The sequence below is a fragment of the Brenneria corticis genome, from assembly GCF_003115855.1.
In the GTDB taxonomy this organism is placed as follows: Bacteria; Pseudomonadota; Gammaproteobacteria; order Enterobacterales; family Enterobacteriaceae; genus Brenneria; species Brenneria corticis.
On sequence record NZ_KZ819088.1, the window covers coordinates 23,834 to 48,431 of the forward strand.

Annotated in this window: 24 protein-coding genes and 1 other annotated feature; of the genes, 18 read left to right on the forward strand and 6 right to left on the reverse strand. The window is 52.1% G+C overall.

The window, feature by feature from the left end:
- Positions 1-50 precede the first annotated feature (50 nt).
- Together DDT56_RS17925 and rluE are read right to left on the reverse strand one after the other, a co-directional pair.
- Complete coding sequence (locus tag DDT56_RS17925; protein ID WP_136167789.1) at positions 51-497, reverse strand: NUDIX hydrolase; 447 nt, start codon at positions 495-497, stop codon at positions 51-53.
- A complete protein-coding gene (gene rluE / locus DDT56_RS17930; RefSeq protein ID WP_168197649.1) occupies positions 490-1,113 on the reverse strand; it encodes a 23S rRNA pseudouridine(2457) synthase RluE in 624 nt (207 codons plus the stop codon). Before rluE ends, DDT56_RS17925 begins: the two co-directional genes overlap by 8 nt.
- 132 nt (positions 1,114-1,245) lie before the next feature.
- On the opposite strand from rluE, the gene icd reads away from it, so the two are divergent.
- Together icd and DDT56_RS17940 are read left to right on the forward strand one after the other, a co-directional pair.
- Positions 1,246-2,499 (forward strand): NADP-dependent isocitrate dehydrogenase, encoded by a 1,254-nt coding sequence (gene icd, locus DDT56_RS17935; protein WP_136167791.1) that lies wholly within the window; start codon positions 1,246-1,248, stop codon positions 2,497-2,499.
- Between the two features lie 94 nt (positions 2,500-2,593).
- Positions 2,594-2,908 carry a hypothetical protein gene (locus DDT56_RS17940; protein ID WP_136167856.1) on the forward strand — a complete coding sequence of 105 codons (315 nt, stop codon included), beginning with the start codon at positions 2,594-2,596 and terminating at the stop codon, positions 2,906-2,908.
- A 57-nt stretch (positions 2,909-2,965) separates the two neighbouring features.
- Here the strand turns inward: DDT56_RS17940 and DDT56_RS17945 are convergent, their stop codons facing one another.
- Positions 2,966-3,226, reverse strand: a complete 261-nt coding sequence (locus DDT56_RS17945) for a hypothetical protein (RefSeq protein ID WP_136167792.1) — start codon at positions 3,224-3,226, stop codon at positions 2,966-2,968.
- 387 nt (positions 3,227-3,613) lie between these two features.
- Between DDT56_RS17945 and DDT56_RS17950 the strand changes: the two genes are divergently transcribed.
- Positions 3,614-3,871 carry a hypothetical protein gene (locus DDT56_RS17950; RefSeq protein WP_136167793.1) on the forward strand — a complete coding sequence of 86 codons (258 nt, stop codon included), beginning with the start codon at positions 3,614-3,616 and terminating at the stop codon, positions 3,869-3,871.
- Positions 3,872-3,982: 111 nt separating this feature from the next.
- Here DDT56_RS17950 and DDT56_RS17955 read toward each other — a convergent pair whose 3' ends face one another.
- A complete protein-coding gene (locus tag DDT56_RS17955; protein ID WP_136167794.1) occupies positions 3,983-4,528 on the reverse strand; it encodes an NADPH-dependent FMN reductase in 546 nt (181 codons plus the stop codon).
- Positions 4,529-4,630: 102 nt separating this feature from the next.
- Entirely contained in the window at positions 4,631-6,022 is a 1,392-nt protein-coding gene (locus DDT56_RS17960) for an NAD-dependent succinate-semialdehyde dehydrogenase (RefSeq protein WP_136167795.1), read from the reverse strand.
- Between the two features lie 603 nt (positions 6,023-6,625).
- Here DDT56_RS17960 and DDT56_RS17965 point away from each other — a divergent pair.
- The 8 genes from DDT56_RS17965 to DDT56_RS18000 all read left to right on the forward strand — a co-directional run bounded on the left by DDT56_RS17965 (position 6,626) and on the right by DDT56_RS18000 (position 16,822).
- Complete coding sequence (locus tag DDT56_RS17965; RefSeq protein ID WP_136167796.1) at positions 6,626-8,797, forward strand: sensor domain-containing phosphodiesterase; 2,172 nt, start codon at positions 6,626-6,628, stop codon at positions 8,795-8,797.
- Positions 8,798-8,909: 112 nt separating this feature from the next.
- Positions 8,910-10,655 carry a sensor histidine kinase gene (locus tag DDT56_RS17970; RefSeq protein WP_136167797.1) on the forward strand — a complete coding sequence of 582 codons (1,746 nt, stop codon included), beginning with the start codon at positions 8,910-8,912 and terminating at the stop codon, positions 10,653-10,655.
- Positions 10,652-11,395 (forward strand): LytR/AlgR family response regulator transcription factor, encoded by a 744-nt coding sequence (locus DDT56_RS17975; protein WP_136167798.1) that lies wholly within the window; start codon positions 10,652-10,654, stop codon positions 11,393-11,395. Before DDT56_RS17970 ends, DDT56_RS17975 begins: the two co-directional genes overlap by 4 nt.
- A gap of 183 nt (positions 11,396-11,578) precedes the next feature.
- Positions 11,579-12,802, forward strand: coding sequence for an L-lactate MFS transporter (locus tag DDT56_RS17980; protein WP_136167799.1), 1,224 nt, complete (start codon positions 11,579-11,581; stop codon positions 12,800-12,802).
- Between the two features lie 206 nt (positions 12,803-13,008).
- Positions 13,009-13,884: a protease HtpX gene (gene htpX, locus DDT56_RS17985; RefSeq protein ID WP_136167800.1), complete on the forward strand. Its 876-nt coding sequence runs from the start codon at positions 13,009-13,011 to the stop codon at positions 13,882-13,884.
- A 304-nt stretch (positions 13,885-14,188) separates the two neighbouring features.
- Positions 14,189-15,355, forward strand: a complete 1,167-nt coding sequence (ogl, locus tag DDT56_RS17990) for an oligogalacturonate lyase (protein ID WP_136167801.1) — start codon at positions 14,189-14,191, stop codon at positions 15,353-15,355.
- Positions 15,356-15,566: 211 nt separating this feature from the next.
- Positions 15,567-16,358 carry a DNA-binding transcriptional regulator KdgR gene (gene kdgR, locus DDT56_RS17995; RefSeq protein WP_136167802.1) on the forward strand — a complete coding sequence of 264 codons (792 nt, stop codon included), beginning with the start codon at positions 15,567-15,569 and terminating at the stop codon, positions 16,356-16,358.
- Positions 16,359-16,555: 197 nt separating this feature from the next.
- Positions 16,556-16,822: a YebO family protein gene (locus DDT56_RS18000; protein ID WP_246856814.1), complete on the forward strand. Its 267-nt coding sequence runs from the start codon at positions 16,556-16,558 to the stop codon at positions 16,820-16,822.
- A 57-nt stretch (positions 16,823-16,879) separates the two neighbouring features.
- Here DDT56_RS18000 and DDT56_RS18005 read toward each other — a convergent pair whose 3' ends face one another.
- Positions 16,880-17,314 (reverse strand): FMN-binding protein, encoded by a 435-nt coding sequence (locus DDT56_RS18005; protein WP_136167804.1) that lies wholly within the window; start codon positions 17,312-17,314, stop codon positions 16,880-16,882.
- A 390-nt stretch (positions 17,315-17,704) separates the two neighbouring features.
- Here DDT56_RS18005 and thrS point away from each other — a divergent pair, with 390 nt between their 5' ends.
- The 7 genes from thrS to pheT all read left to right on the forward strand — a co-directional run bounded on the left by thrS (position 17,705) and on the right by pheT (position 24,597).
- Positions 17,705-19,633, forward strand: coding sequence for a threonine--tRNA ligase (gene thrS / locus DDT56_RS18010; RefSeq protein WP_136167805.1), 1,929 nt, complete (start codon positions 17,705-17,707; stop codon positions 19,631-19,633).
- Positions 19,634-19,636: 3 nt separating this feature from the next.
- Positions 19,637-20,179, forward strand: a complete 543-nt coding sequence (infC, locus tag DDT56_RS18015) for a translation initiation factor IF-3 (RefSeq protein WP_072065893.1) — start codon at positions 19,637-19,639, stop codon at positions 20,177-20,179.
- Positions 20,180-20,278: 99 nt separating this feature from the next.
- Positions 20,279-20,476, forward strand: a complete 198-nt coding sequence (gene rpmI / locus DDT56_RS18020; protein ID WP_009112988.1) for a 50S ribosomal protein L35 — start codon at positions 20,279-20,281, stop codon at positions 20,474-20,476.
- A 42-nt stretch (positions 20,477-20,518) separates the two neighbouring features.
- A complete protein-coding gene (gene rplT, locus DDT56_RS18025; RefSeq protein ID WP_009112987.1) occupies positions 20,519-20,875 on the forward strand; it encodes a 50S ribosomal protein L20 in 357 nt (118 codons plus the stop codon).
- A 149-nt stretch (positions 20,876-21,024) separates the two neighbouring features.
- Positions 21,025-21,149: a sequence feature (Phe leader region), on the forward strand.
- Positions 21,031-21,075: a pheST operon leader peptide PheM gene (pheM, locus tag DDT56_RS18030; RefSeq protein WP_121514181.1), complete on the forward strand. Its 45-nt coding sequence runs from the start codon at positions 21,031-21,033 to the stop codon at positions 21,073-21,075. (Overlaps the previous feature by 45 nt.)
- Positions 21,150-21,210: 61 nt before the next feature.
- Positions 21,211-22,194, forward strand: a complete 984-nt coding sequence (pheS, locus tag DDT56_RS18035) for a phenylalanine--tRNA ligase subunit alpha (RefSeq protein WP_136167806.1) — start codon at positions 21,211-21,213, stop codon at positions 22,192-22,194.
- Between the two features lie 15 nt (positions 22,195-22,209).
- Positions 22,210-24,597: a phenylalanine--tRNA ligase subunit beta gene (gene pheT / locus DDT56_RS18040; protein ID WP_136167807.1), complete on the forward strand. Its 2,388-nt coding sequence runs from the start codon at positions 22,210-22,212 to the stop codon at positions 24,595-24,597.
- Position 24,598 lies beyond the last annotated feature (1 nt).

A 24,598-nucleotide genomic window follows, 5' to 3' on the forward strand; every position in this document is an offset into this window, starting at 1 on the left:
TTTATCATGTTGCGCCCGGGCCTGCACCGCTATTCCCGCGGCGCTATGCGCTAAAACGGCCAGTTAAAGGCGCCCAGCAGGGTTAGAGGATAGCGTTGCGGGCGTTGATAGCAGCGAATACTCTCCGCCACCAGCGGCGAGCGCAGCTGATTGGAATGCAGGATTTTTTCCGCCGTCAGCCAGCGGCAGCATTCAATATCGCTGTCATGCGGCTGCGTCGCCAGCCGCTGCGGCAGGTCGAGAGCAAAGCAAAAGCGCAGAAAAGGCGTCTGGTCCGGGGCGATCCACTGGTGCAGTTGCAGAAAACTCTGCGGCGCGGCCTGAATGCCGGTTTCTTCCCATAACTCCCGGGTGGCGGCCTGAATCAGCGTTTCATCGGCCTCTAAATGGCCGGCGGGCTGGTTCCATAACAATTTATCGTTGATTAACTCTTCGACCACCAGAAAATGGTTCTCCGCCTGAACAACGCAGGCTACGGTAACGTGCGGCTTAAACATCAGCGATCTCCTTCCATTCTCCGGGTAACAAATTTTCCACGTTCTGATTGGCCATGCCATAGCGGATCAGGCGCAACGTGGGGTAACCGATATGCGCCGTCATACGCCGAACCTGACGGTTGCGCCCCTCATACAGGGTGATTTTGAGCCAGCAGACGGGAATGTTTTTTCGTTCCCGAATCGGGGGAAGGCGCGGCCACAGCCAGTCGGGTTCGGGAACGATGGCAACGCCCGCCGGCAGGGTTTTACCGTCCTTAAGCTCCAGGCCGCGGCGAAACCGGGCCAGCGCCGCTTCATCAGGGATGCCCTCAACCTGGGCGTAATAGGTTTTTGCCGTCTTTTGCGACGGCTGGGTGAGCCTGGCCTGAAGCCTGCCGTCATTGGTAAGGATCATCAGTCCTTCGCTGTCGCGGTCCAGACGCCCGGCGGCGTAGACATCGCCGAGCGGAATATAGTCTTTCAGGGTGGCGCGTCCGGCTTCGTCGGTGAACTGGGGCAGCACGTCGAAGGGTTTATTGAACAACAGCACGCGCCGCGGCCCCACGGCGCCGCGTTTTTTCGTCGCCCGTGAGCTGAATCGTTTAACTTGGTGATTTTTAACAGAGAATTTATTCATCATCTTTATAGCCGCGGATAACAAAAGCATTATACTCGAAATGGTTTACGATTGGCGCGGGCTAAATATTCAAGTAGTATCGACACACGTCTTACAAGTCATTAACAAATATAGCGCTCGAAGGAGAGGTTAATGGAAAGCAAAGTAGTGGTACCGCAAGAGGGTCAAAAAATTACCGTTGATGCTCAAGGCAAGCTCAACGTCCCCCAGAATCCGATTATTCCCTTTATCGAAGGGGACGGCATTGGCGTCGACGTAACGCCGGCGATGATCAAGGTTGTTGATGCCGCAGTAGAAAAAGCCTATCAGGGCAAGCGCGCTATCTCCTGGATGGAAATCTACACCGGCGAAAAATCAACGCAGATTTACGGCAAAGACGTGTGGCTGCCGGAAGAGACGCTGGACCTGATCCGCGAATATCGCGTGGCGATTAAAGGCCCGCTGACCACGCCGGTGGGCGGCGGGATCCGTTCGCTGAACGTGGCCTTGCGCCAACAGCTGGATCTATATGTCTGTCTGCGCCCGGTGCGCTACTACGAAGGCACGCCAAGCCCGGTCAAGCACCCGGAGCTGACCGATATGGTGATCTTCCGTGAAAACGCGGAGGATATTTATGCGGGCATCGAGTGGAAAGCGGGCTCAGCGGAAGCCGATAAGGTTATCAAGTTTCTGCGCGAAGAGCTGGGCGTAAATAAAATCCGTTTCCCGGAACAGTGCGGCATCGGCATCAAGCCGTGTTCCGAGCAGGGCACCAAACGGCTGGTGCGTGCGGCGATTGAATATGCCATCACCAACGATCGCGATTCCGTTACGCTGGTACATAAAGGCAACATCATGAAATTCACCGAAGGCGCCTTTAAAGACTGGGGTTACCAATTGGCGCGTGAAGAATTCGGCGGTGAACTGATTGATGGCGGCCCGTGGGTTAAAATCAAAAACCCCGACACCGGCAAAGATATCGTGGTGAAAGACGTGATTGCCGACGCCTTCCTGCAGCAGATCCTGCTGCGTCCCGCGGAGTATGACGTTATCGCCTGTATGAACCTGAACGGCGACTACATTTCCGATGCGCTGGCCGCGCAGGTTGGCGGTATCGGTATTGCGCCGGGCGCTAATATCGGCGACGAATGCGCCCTGTTCGAAGCCACTCACGGTACGGCGCCGAAATACGCCGGTCAGGATAAAGTAAACCCGGGCTCCGTTATTCTGTCCGCAGAAATGATGCTGCGTCATCTGCAATGGTTCGAAGCCGCCGACCTGATTGTTAAAGGCGTTGAGGGCGCGATCCGCAACAAGACCGTGACCTATGATTTCGAACGTCTGATGGAAGGCGCTAAGCTGCGGAAATGTAGCGAGTTTGCGCAGGATATTATCGATAATATGTAAATGGCAATGTCACTTACATGTTTTACGGGAGCCTGGTGCTCCCGTTGGCTTTTGTGTTTGCCGCGACGAGATGACCGAGTTAATTGAGGTAAAAATGATTGTAAGAACCTGGCATGGGTGTGTGCCCGTAGGTAAAGCGGAAGCCTTTTCTAATCATTTGCAAATTACCGGCGTTGAGCACGCGCGGAGTATCGCCGGCAATCTGGCGGCGTTTGTGCGTCAGGAAACGCAGGGAGACTACGAACACTTTTTTCTGGCTACCTACTGGCAAGATATTGCGGCCGTTCGGCAATTTGCCGGTGACGACTATCATGTGGCCGTCACCTATCCCGATGATGAAAAATTTGAATTAATCTCCGATCCCTATGTTTTTCAGCATAAGGTTAATTCGATTCAATCTTTTGAATAATAAAGCGTTAGCATCGTAGCGGGTCACCTTACGTGGCCCTGTTTATTTGAGAAATAATTAAAATGATGCCAGCGGCCGCCGGAAATCCGCCGGTTCGGGCGATATGGCTACCGTGCGCAGATGGCGGTTGCAGATAAACCACACCTCGTCCCTGTCGTTGGAGAAAATGTAATAGGCGTCCGACGTTTCCGACGGGTTAAACATGCCAATGGCTCTGTAGGCGGTCTCGCAGTTAAATCCGCTGTTAAGCGGCAAGGGAGTCGGTCCGTTGTCCAACTGTTTTATTCTCAGATACAAACCTTCCTCAAACCAAAGCATACAAGCCTCTGCAATTTCACTATGACCATAAAAGTATAGGCCGCAGATTTCCAAGTAGCGCGTTTTGTGCGTTGAGTTCAGCATCAAAATTGGTGAAAAACGCTATTTACCGGCTTGTGACGCATTTTATTCGGTAAAATTCCCCTCATAGCGCGTTGATTATATTGTTTATCGCGATTATGAAGAATTATCAAAAAACCTAATAAGACGTTGCCTGCCATAGGTTCATCTTATTCCAGCGGAGATTGGTTGGAAACGTGAAATTAATTTGATCTAAATCACAATCGGTCGGTATACATTTTGTTGTTATGAAAATCCCGTTGTGGGAAATAATCGATAGATTGGCTTCATAAAGGCATGCTAATGGCGGTGTGCTGTGGAGGATGTATGTCTGTGATTCGCACGTGTTTGAGTCTTTTTGGCGGTGATACGGTAATTGTTCGATGCGCTAATACCTTTGATCTTCAGATGATTAATGGCTCGCCGGCTACGAACCCTCAGAATAAAACAGCAGAAAAAGACGCTATTAGCGTAAGTGCTGAAGGGGAGGTTTATTTAACGGTTCCTTACACTGGCGAGTGGGATTTAATCATCAATGCAAAGAATGATACGCCTGAGCACTCGATATCCTATTTCCCGGCCTGATGCTATCCTGGTCAGCATATTTGATTAGCGCCGTCGGACAATTATCTCCGCCAGGCGGTGCTTTTCGGATTAATGCTGATCATTCAGGTTATTAGGATAACCAGGTCTGGGTTAGGCGTTATTCCTGATGGCGTCTGTCAATGCCGTTATCTGCTGTGATATTAACGCTTTGATTTTCTCATCAATCAGGTTGCCGTCCGCGTCGAAACCGCCGCTAAAGGCGTTGGAAAAGACCTCAGGTTTATTCAACGGCTGTAAATCAAGAAATACGCACACCTGACGCAAATGATATTGCGCGCGTGACGTTCCCATACCGCCGCCGGCGCCCATTATTGCTAATGGTTTTCCTGCTAATAATGTTTTATCCGTATCACGGGATATCCAGTCCAGAATATTTTTCAACGCCGGAGCAATGGAATAATTATATTCCGGACAGGCGATAACCAAACCGTGCGCTTTTTTAACCTGCTGTATTACGCGCTGCACCGAATCGGGTACGGCTGTTATATCCGAGTTATAAAACGGCACCTGGCTTAAATCGGCGATATCCAGCGATACGTTGTCAGGCAATACCGATTGCACCGCCCGTAGTAAGCCTTTATTGGTTGATTTCTGGCGTAGACTGCCTGCAATACCCACAAGATTAATCGTTGCCATAATAGTTGCTTCTCTAGCTAAAGGTTGCGTTTAAATAAAAACCCGCACTTGATTCCGCTGCGGAAACTCAAGTACGGGTCGTCCTGCTACGAAGCCACTGAATCAGAATTCAGCATCGATATCAACAATGTTGACCAGTTTGTGGTTAACGAACTCTTTGATGCCTAATCCGATTAATTCACGTCCGTACCCTGAACGGCGAACGCCGCCGAAGGGGAGGTCGGCTTTGACCATGGTCGGGTGGTTGACAAAAATCATCCCGGTCGAGACTTTTTTCGCCACTTCCGCTCCATGCTGAGCATCCTGGGTGAAGACGGAACCGCCTAAACCGAAAGGCGAGTCGTTGGCGATGCGGATCGCGTCGTCTTCGTCCTTGGCGCGGAAAAGCATCGATACCGGTCCGAAGAACTCCATATAATAGGCCGGGTTGTCCGGTGAAATATCGGTCAGAATGGTCGGCTGGACGAATGCCCCTTGCTGCGGCACTTTGGGACCGACTTCTGTGGCGGTTGCCCCATGATCCACGGCGAACTGAATTTTCTCTCTTACTTCATCGGCGGCTTTCTGTGAAGAGAGCGGCGCCAGCGTAGTCGAGGGTTCGAGCGGATCGCCCGCGCGCAATGCCGCAACGCCTGCGGTATAGCGTTCAAGGAAGTCATCATAGACTTCATCGACGATAATCATTCGTTTAGAGGATACGCATACCTGTCCGCCGTTCCAGTGGCGGCCAAACACCGCCCACTTGGCGGTTTTTTCCAGCTCGGCGTCAGCCAGTACGATAAAGGCGTCGGCGCCGCCGAGTTCAAGCGTCGATTTTTTGAGCGCTTTAGCCGCCTGCTGGGCAACCAGCGCGCCGGCGTCTTCCGAACCGGTAAGCGCCACGCCGTGAACCCGCGTATCGTTGAGAATAAGTTCAATCTGAGAGCGGGTGGCGTACAGGTTTTTGAACGCGCCTTGCGGTAAACCCGCGTCGAGCATCAGTCGTTCGAAAAGCGCGGAGCTCTGCGGCACGTTTGAGGCATGTTTCAGCAGGATGGTATTACCCGCCGACAGCTGCGGCGCAATGATGCGTGCAATCTGATAGTAGGGAAAGTTCCAGGGTTCGATAGCCAGCAGCACGCCCAGCGGGTCATGGTATATGACCGCTTCACCCTCAGCGGGATCGGCCACCGGGAGTTTTTCCGGCGCCAGGAGCGACTCTGCGTATTTTGCGTAATATTCAAAGATCTGCGCGGACAATTCCACTTCGGCTTTCGCTTCGGTAAACAGCTTACCCATCTCAAGGGTTAATAATTTCGCGTGGTTGTCGCTATCTTTGCGCAGCAAATCGGCTGCACGCTGCATGATGGCGCGTCGTTCGGCGAACGAGGTGTTTTTCCATGTCTGGAATGTTGCATGCGCGTGTTCTATCGCCGACGCCACTTCAGCGTCTGTCGCATCAGGGAAGGTTTTGATCAGTTCCCCTGTGTAAGGGTTCGTGGTGGCGTATGCCATATTATTTCTCCTTATAGAGGTGAAAATACGCTGTTACGGCTTAGGGTAAAAGTATTTCCACATGGTTGCGGCCAGACCCCGTCGTATGGTCGGATTCCGCCCTGGATAAACCGCGTCTGCTTTTGCGGAACATACTTTTCCGCAAAGGTAAATTCATGCTTCTCTAACGAATATTTAACATAGTTAGCATACATTGTTTGATCATCTTGTGCATTATTGATGTGTTGCAAGCAAAGAATTTACCGGCTATCGGCATGTCGGCGGCAAGGGCAGTTAAAGAGACGCCAGGTACGGCAACCTGACCGGACGGTCTGTTTTGCCACTATCCTGGAGGGGTAATCCATCATAAAATTTTAATATTCGCATATTGTTATTATTTTGCGGGCGCGAGGATGATAGATCGGCGATGTTTTGCCATAATTCTATAAAGGCAATAGGATTTTGTTATTTTATAACTGAAAACATTACTCATTTATTCTGCTTTCCAGCGCTGATTTTCAGTGCGCGTCCGTTTTGTACCGTTGCGAAACTAGTTAGATTTATATCTGAATAATTACGTATTACTCTGCATACCGAAACGACAGATAGTAAAGGGGGAAACCCATGAGGCATGCGCTAACAGTAGGTGATGAAGCCAATCGTCTTGCCGCTCTCCATGAATACGGCATTAAAAATACTTTGGCCGATCCCGGCCTTGATAATCTGGTCAATCTGGCGGCAAACGTTTTTAACGTACCTATTGTTTTGGTCTCGCTATTAGAATCTGAACGGCAGCTACTTGCCGCTGGCGTCGGTGTTTCCTTCAGTGAAACGCCAATAGATATTGCCTTCTGTCTGCATACCATTCTGAAAAAGAGAATTCTGGTGGTTCCCGATACGCATAAGGATCCGAATTTCAGTAATAATCCGTTGGTCACCGGCGCTCCCTATATTCGATTTTATGCCGGCATCCCGTTACGGGCGCAATCCGGGCATGCCATCGGCGCGCTGTGCATCATTGATATCAAGCCTCGCTCGCATCTTAACGGCAGGGATAAACACAATCTGCGGGATCTGGCTACGCTGGTTATGGATAGACTGGAGATGCGCCGGTTGACGCTGGCGCGCAAGGCGAGTCAGGTGCGTTTTGAAAATATTTCCACTACCTCTCCCGATGCCATTGTCTGTGCTAATGAAAAGGGCATGATTACTTTCTGCAATGCCGCGGCGCAGCAGATGCTCGGGTATACGGGCAACGAAGTCGTCGGACAGGACATTCGCGCCATCATCCCTGATTCATTTCTCGATCAGCTAAATCTGCTGATTGCGGATAGAGATTCTCTGGCTAAAGGCGCTACGCTGGAATTAAAGGTACGGACCAAAGGCGGAGCGCTGGTTCCCGTCGAGCTCTCTATCTCGACGTGGCAGGATAATGCGCATGTCAGCTATGGCGCTATCCTGCGTGATATTACCGAGCGCCGCCGTAATGAGGAACGGTTATTTCTACTGGCGCACATGGATCCGCTGACCGGTCTGGCCAACCGCACCTTATTGACTTCAAACCTGGTGCAGGCGCTGAAGAATGAAGCGTCGGTTTGCATAATGATGGTCGATCTGGATGGTTTTAAAGATGTTAACGACAGTCTGGGGCACGCCAGCGGCGATGCTATTCTGGTCAACGTGGCAAAAAAAATCCAGTCCAGCGTACGCACCGGCGATCTGGTGGCGCGCATGGGCGGAGACGAGTTCGCATTATTATTCCCGGGGCTGGATAATCAGCAGGTGGCGGCCCAAATTGCCGAGCATATTATTCATGAAATCTCCCAGACGATGATTATTGACGACCTGCAAATCAATATCAGCGCCAGCATTGGTACGGTGCTTTACCCCGCGGACGGCATTACCGCCCAGGATCTGCTGACCAGCGCGGATCTGGCGCTTTATCAGGCCAAATCCGAAGGCCGCAACTGTCATCGTTTTTTTACTCAGCAGCTACGGGATACTTTTCAGGCAAAGCATGCCTTTCAGCTCGAGTTTGCCCGCGCTTATGAAAAACATGAGTTTGAGGTGTTTTACCAGCCCCAGGTCAGGCTGTCGAATAATAAAATTGTGGGGGCGGAAGCGCTGCTTCGCTGGCGCCATCCGCATAAGGGGTTACTCGGTCCGGCGGCGTTTCTTGCTGCGCTGGAACATGGCACCTGGGCCGAATGTATCGGCGACTGGGTGGTGCAGACGGCCTGCGAGCAGGCCGTCGCCTGGCGCAATGCCGGAGCCGAAAACTTTCGTATCAGCATTAATCTGTTTAGCGCCCAGTTTCGCTCGGGTACGCTGGCGCAGAAGATTATGGATGTGCTGCAACGGACCGGTTTGCCGCCTGAGTCGCTGGAGTTGGAAATTACCGAAAATATCATTCTGCGTTACGATGAAAATATGTTGCAGCCGCTCAATGAACTACGGAGCGCGGGTATCGGTATCGCGTTCGATGACTACGGTACCGGTTACGCTTCGCTCAGCATGCTAAAAAACTATCCGGTAACGCGCCTTAAAATCGATCAAACCTTCGTTCGCACCATGTGCGAGTCGCCTTCGGATGCGGCGATCGTCCGGGCGATACTCTATCTTGGAAAAAGTTTTGGGCTGGCGGTTATTGCCGAAGGCGTCGAGACGCTGGAACAGTGCGAGCGGCTAAGAAGCAAAGGCTGCGAGGAGGCCCAGGGATACTTATTCGGCCATCCGATGTCCGCGCAGGATTTCACCCGGCGGCTAAAGTTGCATAAATCGTCGGCTAACCGATGACTCGCCGGATCGGCGTCAGGAGCGGTACCAGGGGTTAAGAGCAGTTAAAAGTGGAATCCGGAACACATTTTTTCTATAGTGACCAACAATTCTCTTGCCGCTGGAATGATCCGTGAGCGAAATATTTGAGATGCTGCTGGCGGTGTTCGATCGAGCCGCGCTGATGCTGATTTGTCTGTTCTTTCTTACCCGAACGCGGCAGTTTCGTCAGCTGTTGCAAAAAGATCGACATTCTCTCGGCGAGCGCATCACGGTTACGGCCATTTTTTCTCTGTTCGCGCTGTTTGGCACATACTCCGGCATCAACGTTGAGGGCTCGCTGGTCAACGTACGCGTGATTGCGGTAATGTCCGGCGGTATTCTGTTTGGACCCTGGGTCGGCGTCGCCACCGGGGTAATTGCCGGCGTTCATCGTTATTTAATTGATATTGACGGCATTAGCTCGGTTCCCTGTTTGATCACCAGCGTTATTGCCGGTGTGACGGCCGGTTGCATTAATAAGCGGGTGAAAAAGGAGCGGCAGTGGAGCATAGGCATTCTGGGCGGAATGCTGTGCGAGTCGTTGACCATGCTGCTGGTGGTGGCCTGGGCGACGCCGACGGCGCTGGGGCTGGAGATCGTCTCGAAAATAGCGGCGCCGATGATTCTGGGGTCGGTATGCATCGGCTTGATCGTGCTGCTGGTGCAGAGCGTCGCCAACGAAAAAGAAGCGATCGCCGCCAGACAGGCGAAGCTCGCGCTGGATATCGCCCATAAAACCCTGCCGTATTTCCGCAATATCAACAGCGATTCGTTAACCACCATCTGCAATATCATTCGCAGCGAAATTAATGCCGACGCGGTGGCGATCACCAATACGCAGCATATTCTGGCTTATGTCGGCGTCGGAGAAGAAAAATATAATAGTGGGCAGGATATCATCAGCCCTATGACGCAACTGGCGATTAACGACGGGAAAATCATTATCAAGAATAATGATGAACAACATCTGACGCCGCAAATTCACTCGATGATCGTCATCCCGCTGTGGGAACATGGGCAAGTCACCGGCTCATTGAAAATTTATTACTGCCACGCGCACAAAATCACCTATTCGCTGCGCGTGATGGCGGTGGGGCTATCTCAGATAATGTCCACGCAGATTGAGGTGTCCCGTATGGAGCAATTGCGGGATATGGCGAACAAGGCGGAGCTGCGGGCGTTACAGAGTAAAATTAATCCGCATTTTCTATTTAATGCGCTCAATGCCATCTCCTCTTCGATACGCATCAATCCGGACACCGCTCGCCAATTGGTGATCAATCTGTCGCGCTATTTGCGTTACAACCTGGAACTTAACGACGACGAACCGATTGATATAAAAAAAGAGCTATATCAAATACGCGATTATATCGCCATTGAGCAGGCGCGTTTCGGCGCGAAATTAACCGTCATCTACGATATTGACGACGATCTGTCGTATAAAATCCCCAGCCTGTTAATTCAGCCATTGGTGGAAAACGCTATTGTGCACGGCATTCAGCCGTGCCGGGGAAAAGGCACTGTCGTGGTGTCGGTGAAAGATCGGGGCGACCGTCTGCTGGTGGCCGTCAAAGATACCGGGCACGGCATCAGCCAGGAAACCATGGACAGGGTGGCGCGCAACGAACTGCCCGGCAATAAAATCGGCCTGCTGAACGTTCATCATCGGGTGCGTTTACTTTACGGCGAGGGATTGCATATTCGTCGGTTAGAGCCGGGAACGGAAATCTCCTTCTATATTCCCCGGTCCGATAAACAGCAGCCGATTATTCCGCAAACGCCAGGCGTGCGCGACGCGATGAACGCTTCCGTTATCCAGTCAGGAGAGAGTCAGTGAAAGGCATTATTGTTGAGGATGAGTTCCTGGCGCAGCAGGAGCTGAGCTATCTTATCAAACAGCACGGCGCTATTAGCATTGAGGCGACGTTCGACGACGGAATCGACGTATTAAAGTATCTGCAGCATAACGAAGTCGATGTCATCTTCCTGGACATCAATATTCCTTCGCTTGATGGCGTCTGCCTGGCGCAAAATATCAGTAAGTTTGCGCATAAGCCTTATATCATTTTTATTACCGCGTATAAGGAACACGCGGTCGAAGCGTTTGAAGTCGACGCCTTCGACTATATTCTCAAGCCGTATCATGAATCGCGCATCGTCACTATGCTGCGCAAGCTGGAAGCGGACTGGCGACAGCGGCAGACGGCAACGGCGGCAGAGCAGGGCAATAACCAGGGCGCGGCGCGAAATCAGACCGTTAACCTGATGAAGGATGAACGCATTATCGTCACGGACATCGGTGATATTTACTATGCCGCCGCCCAGGAAAAGGTCACGCTGGTGTATACCCGGCGGGAAGAGTTCGTCATGCCGATGAATATCACCGAGTTTTGCAGCCGCTTGCCGGAGGATTATTTCTTCCGCTGTCACCGTTCTTACGGCGTAAATCTGACCAAAATTCGCGAAATTGTTCCCTGGTTTAACAATACCTATATCCTGCGGCTGAACGATCTGGATTTTGAAGTCCCGGTGAGCCGCAGCAAAATAAAAGAGTTCAGGTCGTTGATGCGTCTTTAACGGCATTTCATTCCGCATTTCAGGCATCTCATTCCCCATTCGAACAATCGCCGTCAACCCGCTTGTATACTGGCCTCAGACCATGGCTGACGGCGTTTGCGGCGCTATTTCCTTCCGCGCGTCAGCCTGTATTTTTTAGCGCGCCGAGTGATTCGGCGCAAACTTTGATGCAGGGGAAAACCCATGAATGCCAAACCAGTAAACCGGGGGTTGATCGTATTAGGCACCGTTATTGCGCAAATGGGGCTGGGAACGATTTATACTTGGAGTTTGTTTAATCAACCGCTGGTCGATAAATTTGGCTGGTCCCTGAGTTCGGTGGTCACCACCTTTTCCATCACCAGCTTCTGTCTGGCGGTGGCGACGCTGTTCGCCGGGCAACTTCAGGAACGAATCGGTATCCGCCGCTTGACCCTGTTCGCCGGCGTAGCGTTGGGATTGGGGCTGATGGCCAGCTCCGGCGCTTCCTCGCTGGCGCTGATTTATATTCTGATGGGGATGGTGGTCGGCTTTGCTGACGGCGCCGCCTATATCACCACGCTTTCCAATCTGATTAAGTGGTTCCCGGAGCGAAAAGGATTAATCGCCGGTATCTCCGTCGGCGCTTTCGGCACCGGAAGCCTGCTGTTCAAATACGTGAACAGTTTTTTGATTGCTGAAGTCGGCGTATCGCAAGCCTTTTTTTACTGGGGACTCATGGTGATGGCGATGATTGCCCTCGGCAGCTTGTTGCTGAAAGAACCAAACGCTGATGCGGTGGCGAGCTCGCCGGAGTCTCTGCGTCGCGCTGCGGATTTTCCCCTGGGTGAGATGCTGGCGGTAAAAGAGTCTTACCTTCTGTTCATCATCTTTTTTACCACCTGCATGAGTGGCCTGTATCTGATCGGCATTGTGAAAGATATTGGGGTACAGATGGCCGGCATGGATATGGAGACGGCGGCCAACGCGGTGTCGGTCATCGCCATCTTCAACACCGTAGGGCGTATCGTGCTGGGGGCGATTTCAGATAAATTGAGCCGCCTGCGAGTGATCTCCTTTACCCTGCTGGTGACCGCCATCGCGGTTTCGGTGATGACGTTTTTGCCGCTCAATCCACTGCTGTTTTTTATCTGCGTCAGCGCCGTCGCTTTTTGCTTCGGCGGCAATATCACCGTATTCCCGGCGATTGTGGGCGACTTCTTCGGGTTGAAAAATCACAGCAAAAACTATGGCGTGATCTATCAGGGGTTCGGCATCGGCGCGCTGTCCGGATCGTTTATTGCAACACAGTTGGGCGGTTTTCACGCGACATTCGTGGCGATAATCGTTATGTCTCTGATTTCGTTAATCATAACGCTATGGATTAAACCGCCGAAACGGCAACGTTCATCCTCCGTCAAGGCCGCGATGGCGCATGCGCAAAGCTGATAAAATAAAGTTAAAATTATAGTAACGACATTTCCCGACAGGAGCCATTGCGCTCCTGTCGGTCGTATAAGCCTTACGCCTTGGGAAATGTAAAGTTATGTGGATTTAGTAACTTAAAAGTTAAGAATGCTTGAAAATGCCGCCGCAGCCCATACGATATGGGTGTTACAAAATTTTATCTTTCTGCGAGAGGAAATCAGACTGCTATGATGCGTATTGCGCTTTTCCTGATCACCAACCTGGCGGTGATGTTGGTTTTCGGGCTGGTACTTAGCCTGACGGGAATTCAATCCAGCAGTGTCCAGGGTTTAATGATTATGGCCGGGCTATTCGGCTTTGGCGGCGCGTTCGTTTCGCTGCTGATGTCTAAATGGATGGCATTACGATCCGTTGGCGGCGAAGTCATTGAACAGCCACGTAACGAAACGGAACGCTGGCTGCTGGAAACCGTCCGTTCGCAGTCTCAACAGGCCGGCATCGCCATGCCCCAGGTGGCGATTTACCACGCGCCGGATATTAACGCTTTCGCCACCGGCGCTCGGCGCGATGCATCGCTGGTGGCGGTAAGCACTGGGTTGCTGCAAAACATGAGCCGTGATGAGGCGGAAGCGGTTATCGCTCATGAAATCAGCCACGTGGCCAACGGTGATATGGTTACCATGACGCTGATTCAGGGCGTGGTGAATACCTTTGTCATCTTTATTTCCCGCTTGATCGCCCAGGTCGCTTCCGGCTTTCTGTCCGGCAATCGGGATGAGGGCGGCAGCGGCAATCCGATGGTCTATTTTGCCGTGGCGACGGTGCTGGAATTGGTGTTCGGTATTCTCGCCAGCATCATCACCATGTGGTTCTCCCGCTATCGTGAATTCCATGCGGATGCCGGCTCGGCGAAGCTGGTAGGGCGCGAAAAAATGATTGCCGCGCTACAGCGGCTGAAAACCAGTTATGAACCACAGGAAGAGAGCAGCATGCTGGCTTTCTGTATCAACGGTAAATCCAAGTCGTTCAGCGAATTGTTTATGTCGCATCCTCCGCTGGACAAGCGTATTGAAGCCCTGCGTTCGGGCGCTTACCTGAAGTAACCGCTTTATCTTTTTCCGCAAAGGCCCTTACGGGCCTTTGTCATTTCTGTTTCCCGGCGAGAGCATTGGTTGCTTTTTTCCCTAGGGGCAATGTTTTTGAATCGAAAGCGCTTGATGAAAATATAGCGCATGTTTTATAAAATAAAATCGCGATCACGGAAAAATGAAACATTGTTTCTATAATGCTAAAGTAACCGGCGTTATCGCGTGAGACGGGTCGCCAAGCTGTAGACGACCACAGATAAACAGATGGCTAGTGCGCGCGGCGTCAGATTCTTCATGATCAGTGCTAAGGATTTTACGGATGGCCAAAGGCAACAAGTTTCCCCTGGAGTTTCATACCTATCAGGATTCAGTAACCGGCACCGAAGTTGTGCGTTTAACCCCGCCCGATGTCATCTGCCACCGCAATTACTTTTATCAGAAATGCTTCACCCGCGACGGAAGCAAGCTGCTGTTTGGCGGCGCGTTTGACGGCCCGTGGAACTATTATCTGCTGGATCTGAAAACGCGGCAGGCTACGCAGTTGACCGAGGGCGAGGGCGACAATACCTTTGGCGGTTTTCTGTCTCCCCAAGACGATGCGCTCTACTACGTGAAAAACGGGCGCGATCTGATGCGCGTCGATTTGCAAACGCTGGAAGAGAAAACGATTTATCAGGTTCCTGAAGACTGGGTGGGTTACGGCACCTGGGTGGCCAATTCCGACTGTAGCAAAATGGTGGGGATTGAAATCAGTAAAGAAGATTGGCAACCATTGACGGATTGGAAAAAATTCCAGGCGTTTTACTTCACTAATCCGTGCTGCCGCCTGATTAATATTGATCTCTCCAGCGGCAAAGCGGCAACCATCCTGCAGGAAAACCGCTGGCTGGGCCACCCGATCTACCGTCCCGGCGACGATAATACCGTCGCCTTCTGCCATGAAGGTCCGCACGACCTGGTCGATGCCCGGATGTGGTTTATTAATGAAGACGGCGGCAATATGCGTAAAGTGAAGGAGCACGCGCCAGGCGAGAGCTGCACCCATGAGTTCTGGGTGCCGGATGGTTCGGCGCTGATCTATGTGTCTTATCACAAAGGCAATGCGCATCGTTATATCTGCAGCGTCGATCCCGTCACGCTGGAAAACCGCCAACTGACCGTTATGCCGCCATGCTCTCACCTGATGAGCAACTTTGACGGCTCGCTGTTGGTGGGGGATGGTTCCGATGCCCCGGTTGACGTGCAGGATGATGGCGGCTACAAGATTGAAAATGATCCTTTCCTGTACGTATTTAATATGCGAACCGGTGGGCAGCATCGCGTTGCTCAACACAATACCTCCTGGAAAGTGCTGCAAGGCGATCGCCAGGTAACGCATCCTCATCCTTCCTTTACGCCGGATGATAAACAGATTCTGTTTACCTCCGATGTCGATGGCAAACCGGCGCTCTATCTGGCTCGGGTTCCAGACGCCGTGCGGCAGTAATCTTGTGCAATAAACCGCGCGTCTCGACGTCGCGGTTTATCGTCATTAATTTAGTTACATATTAATTAGTAAAGTTTTCTGGCTTCCATCATTGGCAAACTAGCCTGATTATCGTCGTTGTTCCATTGCCATAATCAAAGCGTTCCCTTTATACTAAAACCATTGTTCTATTTTTTTTAAAACAAGAAAACTGAGTAGGGTAACCACAAAAATGGCTATTGCAGATTTAGATAAACAACCCGATTCCGTGTCGTCCGTTTTAAAGGTTTTTGGTATTTTGCAGGCATTGGGTGAAGAGCGTGAAATCGGTATCACCGAACTCTCTCAACGTGTGATGATGTCTAAAAGTACCGTATACCGTTTTTTGCAGACGATGAAATCCCTGGGCTATGTGGCGCAGGAAGGTGAATCAGAAAAATACTCGCTGACGCTAAAGTTGTTTGAGCTTGGCGCGAAAGCATTGCAGAACGTCGATTTAATCCGTAGCGCCGATATACAAATGCGCGAGCTCTCGGCACTTACGCGGGAAACGATTCATCTCGGCGCGCTGGATGAAGACAGCATCGTGTATATCCACAAGATCGATTCGATGTATAACCTGCGCATGTACTCCCGTATCGGACGCCGTAACCCGCTGTACAGCACCGCCATTGGTAAAGTGCTGCTGGCGTGGCGCGATAGCGAGGAAGTGAAAGAGATTCTTACCACCGTGGAGTTTACGCGCAGCACCCCGAATACCCTTGGTTCGCCTGAGGAACTGCTGACTCAGCTGGATTTGGTGCGCAAACAGGGATACGGTGAAGATAATGAAGAGCAGGAGGAAGGGCTGCGTTGCATCGCGGTTCCTGTTTTTGATCGTTTTGGCGTGGTTATCGCCGGCCTGAGCATTTCATTCCCAACCATTCGTTTTTCTGAAGAGAACAAACTCGGCTATGCCGACATGTTGCATACCGCGGCCAGAAATATCTCGCAGCAGATGGGCTATCACGACTACCCGTTCTGATTTAAACGTATTGCGAATCAACCTGCCCCGGCGGCAGGTTTTTTTATGGCGGGCAGTCGCAAGCGACGTTGCGGCGATTTTTTATCGCGGGTTTAGCCCTGTGTGGGGACGTGTAGCGGTTAGGAATCCTCGTATCGAACTTACCATGGGCTTGGTGCTAAGATAGCAACCCGTGAGTCGTTGTCTGGCAGATTGTTATGAGTGGAATAGGTGTGGACACATTAGAAATGATTTTTATCGTGCTTGTTGCGCTTCTGGCCGCGCTGGTGTGGTTTTTTATCAACCGGGCAAGCGTCAGAGCGAATGAGCAAATCAAGTTGCTGCGCGAGATAGCCGAGCAGCAACGGCAACAGTTGGACCTGCTGAAAATGTTGGTGCCGCAGCAGGCAAGTGAAGATAGTGATGATTTGCAGGCGCAGGATGACGTTGCATTTGATTTTAAAAACGTCATTCCCGAGCGTTAAGTGCAGGCTATCCCGTATTACGGCGCTATGCGGGATAGCTGCATGCGGTGAAAAAATTTATTCGATTTTCGCTATCTCTGTATTACCGGTTTTGGCATTTTCTATTGCCGCGCCGGCCAGTATTTTAAAGTCTTCCGTGGAGTGTGTTGCCCCCGTTACGCCGTCGACATCCTCGATATTTTGTTTTTCCAGCAGGCTCTGAGCCAGTTTTACCGTATATACCTCAGGAGACGTTTTTGCCACTGAGGCCATTTTTTTACCGTATTCCTTATCCGACGTTTTCAGATGACCGTCTTGCTCGCTGGTATAATCAAATTTTACGTCGGCGATTTTTCCATCTTTATACGTTAGCTCCACAAAAGGTTTCCATCCATGGTCGTCAAAATTGATGGTTTCCGCCTTGTAGGTGCCGTCTTTAATTATACCGTCTGCGGCAAAAGCGGTTACAGCAAAGAGACCGGTCAGAATGCCGGCTAAAAGTTTCGTCTGCATGACTTATTTCCTTTGTACGGGGTAGGGGGACTCGTTATTGGCAATAAAAAGGATAACGACTGCCAATGGAGATCAAGCGGTAGAGTAACCTGCGGTTTGATAAAAAAAAGTGGACTAATTAACAAATTTACTCAATCCCCATAAAGCGAGGGTGGGATGGTATGACGTTGATTTATATCCGGGCGCGCATTTATCCTTGCCTTATTTAGTGATATTATCCCGGCTGCTTTTTAGGCCGAAAGGCGTACGCCGTTGAAGCGCGTACCACCAACTTGCTCCTCAATCCGACATTGTGGGTCTGACTTGATGGGCAATTATCTGAAATTAAAGAAAATTGTTTTTTGTATGTGATCTTTCGTGTGGGTCACCACTGCAAATAAGGGAATTACAATGCCTGTTATTACTCTTCCTGATGGAAGTCAGCGTCACTACGATCACCCCGTTTCCCCCCTCGACGTCGCGCTTGATATCGGTCCCGGACTGGCGAAAGCCTGTATCGCCGGACGCGTCGACGGCGAACTGGTGGACGCCGGCGATAAAATTGCGACCGACGCCCAACTGGCGATCGTCACCGCTAAAGATGAAGCGGGGCTGGAAATCATTCGCCACTCATGCGCTCACCTGCTGGGGCATGCCATCAAGCAATTGTGGCCCGATACCAAAATGGCCATCGGCCCGGTGATCGACAACGGTTTTTATTATGACGTGGATATCGACCGTACGCTGACCCAGGAAGATATCGATCTGCTTGAAAAACGCATGCATGAGCTGGCCGACAAAGATTACGACGTTATCAAAAAGAAAGTCAGCTGGCAGGAGGCGCGCGATGTTTTCGTCGCGCGCGGCGAGACCTACAAGATCGCCATTCTGGACGAAAATATCAGCCATGACGACCGTCCGGGGCTCTATCATCATGAAGAATACGTTGATATGTGCCGTGGTCCCCATGTGCCGAATATGCGTTTCTGCCATCACTTCAAACTGCAGAAAACGTCGGGCGCCTACTGGCGAGGCGACAGCAACAATAAAATGCTGCAGCGCGTTTACGGCACCGCCTGGGCGGATAAAAAACAGCTCAATGCCTATTTGCAGCGTATTGAAGAAGCGGCGAAGCGCGATCACCGCAAAATCGGTAAACAGCTCGATCTTTACCATATGCAGGAAGAAGCGCCGGGCATGGTGTTCTGGCACAACGACGGCTGGACCATCTTCCGCGAGCTGGAAGCCTTTGTGCGCATGAAGTTGAAAGCGTATCAGTATCAGGAAGTGAAAGGTCCGTTTATGATGGACCGGGTGCTGTGGGAGAAAACCGGCCACTGGGATAACTACAAAGACGCGATGTTCACCACCTCGTCGGAAAACCGGGAATATTGCATCAAGCCGATGAACTGCCCGGGGCACGTGCAGATTTTCAATCAGGGATTGAAATCGTACCGCGATCTGCCGCTGCGCATGGCGGAGTTCGGCAGTTGTCATCGCAACGAGCCGTCTGGTTCGCTGCACGGTCTGATGCGCGTGCGCGGCTTCACCCAGGACGACGCCCATATCTTCTGTACCGAAGAGCAGGTGCGCGCTGAGGTCAATAGCTGTATCAAAATGGTGTATGATATGTACGGCACCTTCGGTTTTGAAAAAATCGTGGTGAAACTGTCTACCCGTCCCGAGAAGCGCATCGGCAGCGATGAAGTCTGGGACCGCGCCGAGGAAGATCTGGCGGCCGCGCTGACGGAAAACGGCATTCCGTTCGAATATCAGCCGGGGGAAGGGGCGTTTTACGGTCCGAAGATTGAATTTACCCTGCATGATTGTTTGGATCGCGCCTGGCAGTGTGGTACGGTGCAACTCGACTTTTCATTACCGGGGCGACTGAACGCCTCCTACGTGGGCGAAAGTAACGAACGGCAGGTGCCGGTAATGATTCACCGGGCTATTCTGGGATCAATGGAGCGCTTTATCGGTATTCTTACCGAAGAGTTCGCCGGTTTCTTCCCGACCTGGCTGGCCCCGGTGCAAGCGGTGATTATGAATATCACCGATAGCCAGTCTGACTATGTCAGCGAATTAAGCAGAAAATTGCAAGAAGCGGGTATTCGCGTAAAAGCAGACTTGAGAAATGAGAAGATAGGCTTTAAAATCCGCGAGCACACTTTGCGGCGTGTTCCCTACATGCTGGTCTGCGGCGATAAAGAGGTTGAGGCAGGGAAAGTTGCTGTCCGTACCCGCCGGGGCAAAGATTTGGGAAGCATTGACGTTAGTGAAGTGATCAGTAAGCTGCAGCAAGAGATTCGCAGCCGTAGTCTTCATCAATTGGAGGAATAAGGTATTAAAGGCGGAAAACGAGTTCAACCGGCGCGTCCTAATCGCATCAACAGAGAAATTCGCGCACAAGAGGTACGCCTGACAGGCGTCGAAGGCGAACAGCTTGGCATTGTCAGTCTGAATGAAGCATTAGAAAAAGCCGAGGAAGCAGGTGTTGATTTAGTTGAAATCAGTCCGAACGCCGAGCCGCCGGTTTGCCGAATCATGGATTACGGCAAATTCCTCTATGAGAAGAGTAAGGCCACCAAGGAACAAAAGAAGAAGCAAAAAGTTATTCAGGTCAAGGAAATCAAATTCCGTCCTGGCACCGATGATGGCGACTATCAGGTCAAACTACGCAACCTGGTTCGCTTTCTGGAAGACGGCGATAAAGCCAAAATCACGCTGCGTTTTCGCGGTCGTGAAATGGCGCACCAACAGATTGGCATCGAAATGCTTAACCGCGTTCGTGACGATCTGAGTGAACTGGCGGTGGTTGAATCCTTCCCATCGAAGATTGAAGGCCGCCAGATGATCATGGTGCTCGCACCCAAGAAGAAACAGTAAGGCATTCAAGTAACCGAACCCGCGCCGCGTTTGCGCAGTGCGGGTTTTGTTCGCCTTAATCTGATTCGTTGTAATTAACAATGCGAAGTGGAAATTAACATGCCAAAGATCAAAACAGTACGCGGCGCCGCTAAACGCTTCAAAAAAACCGCCAACGGCGGCTTTAAGCGTAAGCATGCTAACCTGCGTCATATTCTGACCAAAAAAGCGACTAAACGTAAACGTCATCTGCGTCCGAAGGGTCTGGTCTCCAAAGGGGATCTGGGTCTTGTCATCGCATGTCTGCCGTACGCATAAGTAACCTTTTTGAATTTAGAATAAGACTTTAGGAGAGAGCATATGGCTCGCGTAAAACGTGGTGTGGTTGCTCGCGCACGTCACAAAAAAATACTGAAACAAGCGAAAGGTTACTACGGTGCCCGTTCGCGCGTTTATCGTGTTGCCTTCCAGGCAGTAATCAAAGCAGGTCAGTACGCCTACCGCGACCGTCGTCAACGTAAGCGTCAGTTCCGCCAGCTGTGGATTGCACGTATCAACGCAGCAGCCCGTCAAAATGGCTTGTCTTACAGCAAATTCATCAACGGCCTGAAAAAAGCCTCTGTTGAAATCGACCGTAAGATCCTGGCTGATATCGCCGTATTCGACAAGGTCGCTTTCAGCGCCCTGGTTGAAAAAGCGAAAGCAGCACTGGCATAAGTCAGTTAAAAGAGGGAGCTTTGCTCCCTCTTTTAGTTATCGGCGCTATTGGCGTCAAAGAAAACGCCTGTGGTTGTTGACATTTAGCCGGCATCATTTTTCAATAAAAGTTGTTTTATTTTCCCGTCTTACGATAACGACAAGGTAACGCAAGTATGCATACTGCTATTTTCCGTTTCTTTTTTTACTTTAGCGCCTGAATTTGGGGGGCTTTGCGCGTAAGAAAAGAAACGAAAAGTAGCGCCTAAGCCTCCCACAGGGAGGCTTTTTTATTTCATACGACACAATTTTGCCAACGTGACAGTTGGCCGTACAGGCAGAAGAAGAGGAATGCAATGCCACATCTCGCAGAGCTGGTCGCCAAAGCCAGAACAGCTATAGAAGAGGCCCAGGATGTCGCCGCGCTGGATACCGTGCGCGTCGAATATCTCGGCAAAAAAGGTCACTTAACCCTTCAGATGACCTCGCTGCGCGAGCTGCCTGCTGAAGAGCGTCCCGCCGCGGGCGCCGTTATCAACCAGGCCAAGCAGGACGTACAGGCGGCGCTGAATGCGCGCAAGCAGGCGCTGGAGTCGGCGGAATTGAACGCCCGGCTGGCGGAGGAGACCATCGACGTGTCGCTGCCGGGGCGCAGCATCGAAAACGGCGGTCTGCATCCGGTCACCCGCACCATCGATCGCATTGAAACCTTTTTCGGCGAGCTGGGCTTCTCCGTGGAGACGGGGCCGGAAATTGAAGACGACTATCATAATTTCGATGCGCTGAATATTCCCGGACACCATCCGGCGCGCGCCGATCACGACACTTTCTGGTTCGACGCCAAACGCCTGCTGCGTACGCAAACCTCCGGGGTGCAAATCCGCACCATGGAAAACCAGCAGCCGCCGATTCGCATCATTGCTCCCGGCCGCGTATACCGCAACGATTACGATCAGACGCATACGCCGATGTTCCATCAGATGGAAGGGCTGATTGTGGATAAAAACATCAGCTTTACCAATCTGAAAGGAACCTTGCACGATTTCCTGCGCAACTTTTTTGAGGAAGATTTACAGGTGCGCTTCCGTCCCTCCTATTTCCCCTTTACCGAGCCTTCCGCCGAAGTGGACGTGATGGGTAAAAACGGCAAATGGCTGGAGGTGCTGGGTTGCGGCATGGTGCATCCCAACGTGCTGCGCAACGTGGGTATCGATCCGGAAATCTACTCCGGCTTTGCCTTCGGCATGGGCATGGAGCGCTTGACCATGCTGCGTTACGGCGTCACCGATTTGCGCGCATTCTTTGAAAACGATCTGCGTTTCCTCAAACAGTTTAAGTAAGGCGGGAATATCATCATGAAATTCAGTGAACTCTGGTTGCGCGAGTGGGTAAACCCGGCGGTTGACAGCGAAACGCTATCCGAACAAATCACCATGGCCGGTCTGGAAGTGGACGGCGTCGAGCCGGTTGCCGCCGCGTTCCACGGTGTGGTGGTCGGCGAAGTGGCGGAGTGCGGGCAGCATCCGAACGCCGATAAACTGCGCGTGACCAAGGTGAATGTCGGCGGCGATCGCCTGCTGGATATTGTCTGCGGGGCGCCTAACTGCCGTCAGGGCCTGAAAGTCGCCGTCGCCACCATCGGCGCGGTATTGCCGGGCGATTTTAAAATCAAAGCGGCCAAGCTGCGCGGCGAGCCGTCGGAAGGGATGCTGTGTTCATTCTCGGAACTGGGCATTTCAGAAGACCACGACGGCATTATCGAACTGCCGGCGGATGCGCCGATCGGCGCCGATATTCGCGACTATCTGCGGCTGGACGACAGCGCCATTGAAATCAGCGTAACGCCAAACCGCGCCGACTGCCTGGGGATTATCGGCGTGGCGCGCGACGTGGCGGTGCTGAACCGGTTAGCGCTGACGGAGCCGGAGATCGCGCCCGTTGCGGCGACCATCCAGGATACCTTTCCCATTCAGGTTGACGCGCCGCAGGCCTGCCCGCGCTATCTGGGCCGGGTGGTTAAAGGCATTAACGTCAAAGCGCCCACCCCGCTGTGGATGCGTGAAAAGCTGCGCCGCAGCGGTATTCGCTCCATCGATGCGGTGGTTGACGTCACCAATTACGTTTTGCTGGAGTTAGGCCAGCCGATGCACGCCTTTGACCTCGATAGGCTGGACGGCGGCATTGTGGTGCGTATGGCGCAAGAGGGCGAAACCCTGACGCTGCTGGACGGCAACCAGGCCAAGCTGGGCGCCGATACGCTGGTTATCGCCGACCGCCGGAAAGCGCTGGCGCTGGGCGGGATTTTTGGCGGCGAGCATTCGGGCGTCGGCGAAGAGACGCAGAACGTTCTGCTGGAGTGCGCCTACTTTAACCCGCTGTCGATTACCGGACGGGCGCGTCGCTACGGCCTGCACACGGATGCGTCTCATCGCTATGAACGCGGCGTCGATCCGGCGTTGCAGTTTAAGGCGATGGAGCGCGCCACCCGTCTGCTGATCGATATTTGCGGCGGCAGCGCCGGCCCGGTGGCGGCGGTGACCAGCGAAGCGGATTTGCCGCTGCGCGCCACCATTACGCTGCGCCGCGAAAAACTGGATCGTCTGATTGGTCACGTTATTGCCGACGAGCAGGTGACGGATATTTTGCAGCGTCTTGGCTGCATGGTGACGAAGATCGACGCCGGATGGCAGGCCGTGGCGCCAAGCTGGCGCTTCGATATGGAAATTGAAGAGGATTTGGTGGAAGAAGTCGCCCGCCTTTACGGCTACGACAACATTCCCAATATCGCCACTCAGGCGCCGCTGAAGATGACCTCGCATCGTGAAGCGAACCTTTCTCTCAAGCGGGTCAAGACGTTATTGGTCGATCATGGCTATCAGGAAGCAATTACTTACAGTTTTGTTGATCCTAAAATTCAGGCGTTAATCCACCCCGGCGAAGAGGCGCTGATTCTGCCCAGCCCGATCTCCGCCGAAATGTCGGCGATGCGCCTGTCGCTGTGGAGCGGCCTGCTGGGCGCGGTGGTGTACAACCAGAACCGTCAGCAAAACCGCCTGCGCCTGTTTGAAAGCGGACTGCGCTTCGTGCCCGACAACCGCGCTCCGCTGGGTATTCGTCAGGATGTGATGCTGGCGGGGGTGATTACCGGCGGCCGCTATGAAGAGCATTGGGATCTGGCGCGCCAGACGGTTGACTTCTATGATTTGAAAGGCGATTTGGAATCGATACTGGCGCTGACGGGAAAATTGTCCGAGATTGAATTCCGCGCGGAAAGTAATCCGGCATTGCATCCGGGGCAAAGTGCTGCTATTTATCTGTGCGGGGAACGCATTGGATTTATTGGAGTTATCCATCCGGAATTGGAACGTAAGCTGGATCTTAACGGGCGTACCGTGATCTTCGAACTGTTGTGGAACAAGGTCGCAGACCGCGTGCTGCCTGATGCGAGCAACATTTCTCGTTTCCCTGCAAACCGTCGTGATATCGCTGTGGTAGTGGCTGAAAACGTTCCCGCTGGCGATATTTTAGCCGAGTGTAAGAAAGTTGGCGCAAATCAGTTAGTTGGCGTAAACTTATTCGACGTGTACCGAGGGAAGGGCGTAGCGGAAGGGTATAAGAGCCTGGCTATCAGTCTAATCTTGCAAGATAACTCTCGTACACTGGCAGAAGAGGAAATTGCCGCTACCGTTGCGCAGTGTGTAGCAGCATTAAAACAGCGATTCCAAGCATCCTTGAGGGATTGAA

What these genes read in the sequence shown, in the direction of transcription:
- thrS (WP_136167805.1), top strand. Translation starts at nt 17,705, where the DNA reads ATGCCTGTTATTACTCTTCCTGATGGAAGTCAGCGTCACTACGATCAC.
- DDT56_RS17945 (WP_136167792.1), bottom strand. Translation starts at nt 3,226, where the DNA reads ATGCTTTGGTTTGAGGAAGGTTTGTATCTGAGAATAAAACAGTTGGAC.
- DDT56_RS17965 (WP_136167796.1), top strand. Translation starts at nt 6,626, where the DNA reads ATGAGGCATGCGCTAACAGTAGGTGATGAAGCCAATCGTCTTGCCGCT.
- ogl (WP_136167801.1), top strand. Translation starts at nt 14,189, where the DNA reads ATGGCCAAAGGCAACAAGTTTCCCCTGGAGTTTCATACCTATCAGGAT.
- DDT56_RS17925 (WP_136167789.1), bottom strand. Translation starts at nt 497, where the DNA reads ATGTTTAAGCCGCACGTTACCGTAGCCTGCGTTGTTCAGGCGGAGAAC.
- DDT56_RS17940 (WP_136167856.1), top strand. Translation starts at nt 2,594, where the DNA reads ATGATTGTAAGAACCTGGCATGGGTGTGTGCCCGTAGGTAAAGCGGAA.
- DDT56_RS17955 (WP_136167794.1), bottom strand. Translation starts at nt 4,528, where the DNA reads ATGGCAACGATTAATCTTGTGGGTATTGCAGGCAGTCTACGCCAGAAA.
- rpmI (WP_009112988.1), top strand. Translation starts at nt 20,279, where the DNA reads ATGCCAAAGATCAAAACAGTACGCGGCGCCGCTAAACGCTTCAAAAAA.
- htpX (WP_136167800.1), top strand. Translation starts at nt 13,009, where the DNA reads ATGATGCGTATTGCGCTTTTCCTGATCACCAACCTGGCGGTGATGTTG.
- pheS (WP_136167806.1), top strand. Translation starts at nt 21,211, where the DNA reads ATGCCACATCTCGCAGAGCTGGTCGCCAAAGCCAGAACAGCTATAGAA.
- DDT56_RS18000 (WP_246856814.1), top strand. Translation starts at nt 16,556, where the DNA reads ATGAGTGGAATAGGTGTGGACACATTAGAAATGATTTTTATCGTGCTT.
- DDT56_RS17960 (WP_136167795.1), bottom strand. Translation starts at nt 6,022, where the DNA reads ATGGCATACGCCACCACGAACCCTTACACAGGGGAACTGATCAAAACC.
- DDT56_RS17980 (WP_136167799.1), top strand. Translation starts at nt 11,579, where the DNA reads ATGAATGCCAAACCAGTAAACCGGGGGTTGATCGTATTAGGCACCGTT.
- DDT56_RS18005 (WP_136167804.1), bottom strand. Translation starts at nt 17,314, where the DNA reads ATGCAGACGAAACTTTTAGCCGGCATTCTGACCGGTCTCTTTGCTGTA.
- pheT (WP_136167807.1), top strand. Translation starts at nt 22,210, where the DNA reads ATGAAATTCAGTGAACTCTGGTTGCGCGAGTGGGTAAACCCGGCGGTT.
- rplT (WP_009112987.1), top strand. Translation starts at nt 20,519, where the DNA reads ATGGCTCGCGTAAAACGTGGTGTGGTTGCTCGCGCACGTCACAAAAAA.
- DDT56_RS17950 (WP_136167793.1), top strand. Translation starts at nt 3,614, where the DNA reads ATGTCTGTGATTCGCACGTGTTTGAGTCTTTTTGGCGGTGATACGGTA.
- kdgR (WP_136167802.1), top strand. Translation starts at nt 15,567, where the DNA reads ATGGCTATTGCAGATTTAGATAAACAACCCGATTCCGTGTCGTCCGTT.
- rluE (WP_168197649.1), bottom strand. Translation starts at nt 1,113, where the DNA reads ATGAATAAATTCTCTGTTAAAAATCACCAAGTTAAACGATTCAGCTCA.
- icd (WP_136167791.1), top strand. Translation starts at nt 1,246, where the DNA reads ATGGAAAGCAAAGTAGTGGTACCGCAAGAGGGTCAAAAAATTACCGTT.